The organism is Ectothiorhodospira shaposhnikovii (assembly GCF_016584105.1).
Taxonomy (GTDB): domain Bacteria; phylum Pseudomonadota; class Gammaproteobacteria; order Ectothiorhodospirales; family Ectothiorhodospiraceae; genus Ectothiorhodospira; species Ectothiorhodospira shaposhnikovii.
The window spans coordinates 1-3,279 of sequence record NZ_NRSM01000066.1 but is presented as its reverse complement, the minus strand read 5'-3'; the positions used below and the strand labels follow the sequence as shown (position 1 = coordinate 3,279).

General features: G+C 58.7%; 6 protein-coding genes. All 6 read left to right on the top strand.

The genetic code is table 11. The features are described from left to right. Positions 1 to 301: 301 nt before the first annotated feature. Complete coding sequence (locus CKO35_RS17270; protein WP_200177348.1) at positions 302 to 760, top strand: hypothetical protein; 459 nt, start codon at positions 302 to 304, stop codon at positions 758 to 760. Between the two features lie 59 nt (positions 761 to 819). Further along, entirely contained in the window at positions 820 to 1,083 is a 264-nt protein-coding gene (locus CKO35_RS17265; protein WP_200177347.1) for a hypothetical protein, read from the top strand. A 4-nt stretch (positions 1,084 to 1,087) separates the two neighbouring features. Then, the gene (locus CKO35_RS17260) at positions 1,088 to 1,351 is read left to right on the top strand and encodes a hypothetical protein (RefSeq protein ID WP_200177346.1); all 264 of its coding nucleotides are present in this window, start codon (positions 1,088 to 1,090) and stop codon (positions 1,349 to 1,351) included. A gap of 261 nt (positions 1,352 to 1,612) precedes the next feature. Continuing rightward, positions 1,613 to 1,987: a hypothetical protein gene (locus CKO35_RS17255; RefSeq protein ID WP_200177345.1), complete on the top strand. Its 375-nt coding sequence runs from the start codon at positions 1,613 to 1,615 to the stop codon at positions 1,985 to 1,987. Between the two features lie 430 nt (positions 1,988 to 2,417). Continuing rightward, entirely contained in the window at positions 2,418 to 3,137 is a 720-nt protein-coding gene (locus CKO35_RS17250) for a DUF4102 domain-containing protein (RefSeq protein WP_200177344.1), read from the top strand. Further along, a partial coding sequence (locus CKO35_RS17245; RefSeq protein ID WP_200173378.1) for a transposase occupies positions 3,091 to 3,279 on the top strand: 189 nt, incomplete at its 3' end. The genes CKO35_RS17250 and CKO35_RS17245, both read left to right, overlap by 47 nt.

Sequence of the window (3,279 nt, the reverse complement as noted above, 5' to 3'; positions counted from 1 at the left end):
AGTACATCGAGATGGAGTACAACAGCGACCGGCTCCACTCGTCCCTGGGGTACATCACCCCTCAGCAACATTTTTTAGCGGTTGCTGCTTAATCCGTGTCCGCTGCGACTTGACCAGAACAGTTTGAGCTTGACGGTGACAAGCCGCTTTCGGAGCAGGCGCAGCAGGTGCTGACCGCCGTTGCTGCCGGGGACATTGACCCGGAGACGGGCAAGCTCCTGATTGACGCTATCGGTGCATTCGCAGGCATCAAGCAGGTTGACGACCTAGAGGCACGCCTCGCAGCGCTGGAGGGCAGAGCATGAACAAGATAATTCGCACCGATGACCACACACGGTTCCACCTGTGCAGCGAACCCGATGCCGTGCGCGTCGATATGCTGGTGGTGGAGCTGGACGGCGAGCAGATGAACATCTACACCGACACGGACAACCGGATTGATGACAGCATCGCCCGCGCCGTGTGGGCGCTCAAGCTGATGCAGCTCCAATGGATCAAACGGAAGTATCCGCGCCCACAGCTATCAGTGACCCCGCTAGACCCGCCACCGTTCGGCACCATCACCATCGTGGACACTGCTGCACGCGCAGAGCGCCAGCGGGTGACGGACGAGCTGTGGCGTGTGGTCAACCCTGCTCAGCCGTGGGAAGGGTGCAGCGAAGCGGAAGCCATGCGCCGAATGGAAGCGCTGTGCAAGCTCGCTGACATTCACTTTCCCGAGCAGTCGCAGCAGACCACAACTGACGGGGCGCTGCACTGATGCGCCGGGTTCCTGCTGGGCTGCTCAAGCGCTTGGAGCGTGTCGAGCAGGCGCGGAGCGTGACCCGTCCGCGTGCAGCGTTCCCGCCGATCATGGGCATTGAGGAATGGGAGGCGGAAGCTGTGGCCAGTCAGGAGCGGCTGGTGTTCCTCACCCGTGAGTTTATCGACCGTGAGCAAGGGCAGGTCGAGCAGCCGCAGGAGAACACGCAAGCTGAGCACGAACGCCTATACCGCGAGCACAAGAAGCGGGTCGAGGCTGGCCCGCGTGAGTACCTGGAGCACAAGCGGCAGCAGGTCAAACGAGCAACGGCGGTGAGGTGACAGCATGCGCATTGACCGCGACGACCCGCGCCACACTGCACCGCCCGGCATCACCTACGAGATAGCAGAACCGGCGATGTGGGGGCGGGACGATGGGACGCGGCGCGAGGCCGTACTTGACCACAGTGTCAGCCCGCCGCGAGTGGTGCGCTATGTCGGCTGGCGCAAGTGCCTCAAGTGCCGCACCGACTTTTTCAGCGCTAACGTGCGCGGCCTTCGGATGTGCGAATACTGCCGGAAGAACACAAGCGACTCCCACGACTGGTGATAGGTGGTCCGCACCGGGAGCCGAGGTATAGCGGTGAGTCCCTCGATAATCCAACCTCCGCAGCAGCGGGCCAGTTCTCCTAACCGGCTGACGCTGCCTTCAACGCCTCGGGCTGCCCATGAGTCCGGGGCGTTGTCGTCTATCGACCTTCCCCGACCTGATAAAAATAAACTTGTCGGCATGCCCGAATAAGTCGTTGCCCCTTCTCCGAGACCTGTCTTGCAATACGCCTACCGAACGCAACCACTCAGGAGAACGACCATGACCGACCAGACCTACACCAGCAAGAAAGCCGCTCAAGCCGCAGCCCGCAAGGAGCATGGCAAGGACTACGCCAAGCGCTATGAGGTGCAAGAGGTGGAGCTGGGCACCAACGAATGGATCATCATTGAGAAGGCGCCTGTGGTGACCACAGGCAAGCCCGAGCGCATCGAGCAGAACGGCGTCAAGCGTCCCGGCCCCGGCAAGTGCTTGGAGGTCTGGGAGTGGCTGGACGAGAACGGCAACTGCATGCCGAAGGACTTGCAGCCGGTAGCCGAGGCGAAGGGCTGGAACCTCAACAACGCCCAGATCGAGCTGTACCAGTGGCGCAAGTTCAACGGAATCGCCGGACGACAAGCCAAGGCGGCCAAGTAAGCAGATGTTCGGGTCATGTAAGCAGGGTCAAGGCCCTGTCTATCAGACAAAGAAAAAGCCCCAAACCGGCATGGCTTGGGGCTTTGTAGTGGTGGGCCCAGCAGGACTTGAACCTGCGACCAATCGATTATGAGTTTCACGGGCTGGCGCTTTACCCTGCTTTCCCTCGCTTTATGTACGCATGTCACCCTTTATAAATCAGTATCTTGGCGTTTTATTTAGTACGTTGTTCTATTGCGTGCTTCGACCTGCACTGTGTACACTGCGCGTACATGACCCATCTAAGGCATGAAACGAGAACGGTCGGCGACTGCGCCAACAGTCCCGACCGAGTGACCGACGTTCCAACTAGCAGGAGCAACGCCGATATGAACATTCTACAGAACCCGTGCTGCACCCACCATAACCACAGCCAGCAGGAGGTGCAGCTATGACAACGCCAACCAAGTTCAAATTCACGAACCTGAAGCTCAAGGCGCTGCCTGCGCCGACTGATAAAGATCAGGTCTTATACCGTGATACAGAGGTTCAAGGGTTAGGGCTGCGCATCACTGCCGCTGGTGCAAAGAGCTATATTGTTAGCGGACGAGTCAGAGGGACTGGAAAGGAAAGAAGGTACACCCTTGGCGCTTTTGAATTGATGACCTGTGAAGAGGCTCGTAAGCGTGCCCAGACCATCAAGCTGCAAATGCGTGACGGTATAGACCCTCAGATTGAAGATAAGAAAGCAGCCGCACAGTCCGAAACGCTCCGCGAGGTGATGGACGATTACATCGAGCATAAGCGGACGAAGAACGGCCCACTCCGTCCCAGCAGCAAAGCCGACATTCGGCGCTGTGTAGAGGGCACCTTTGCTGACTGGGCTGATGTGCCTGTGGTCAGTATCACCCGCGATGCTTGTATTAAGCGTTTCCGCGACTTGTCCAAGACTGCTCCCGTCCAGACTAATCAAGCGTTCAGAAATCTACGCGCCTTGCTCAACTGGGCACGCGAGAAGCATGCAACTGAGGATGGTATTTATCCCATTCTGCCCATCAACCTGAAGTGGTTCAATTGTAGCGGACACCCCGTTAAGCCTCGTAGGCTATGCATCGGAGGTGTTCATGAGCAAGAAGGCACGACGTCGATACACGGCGGAATTCAAGGCTGAGGCAGTGGCGTTGGTTGAGCGCCAGGGGTATGGGGTGGCCGAAGCTGCCCGGTCTCTGGGAATCAATCGCAGCCTGTTGGATCGGTGGTTGCGCAAGGAACGTGAGCGGCAATCTCCCCAGCATGACCAACAGGAGGACCAG

Excerpts from the sequence above, each read along its gene's own strand:
- CKO35_RS17270 (WP_200177348.1), top strand. The coding sequence starts at position 302 with ATGAACAAGATAATTCGCACCGATGACCACACACGGTTCCACCTGTGC.
- CKO35_RS17260 (WP_200177346.1), top strand. The coding sequence starts at position 1,088 with ATGCGCATTGACCGCGACGACCCGCGCCACACTGCACCGCCCGGCATC.
- CKO35_RS17255 (WP_200177345.1), top strand. The coding sequence starts at position 1,613 with ATGACCGACCAGACCTACACCAGCAAGAAAGCCGCTCAAGCCGCAGCC.
- CKO35_RS17250 (WP_200177344.1), top strand. The coding sequence starts at position 2,418 with ATGACAACGCCAACCAAGTTCAAATTCACGAACCTGAAGCTCAAGGCG.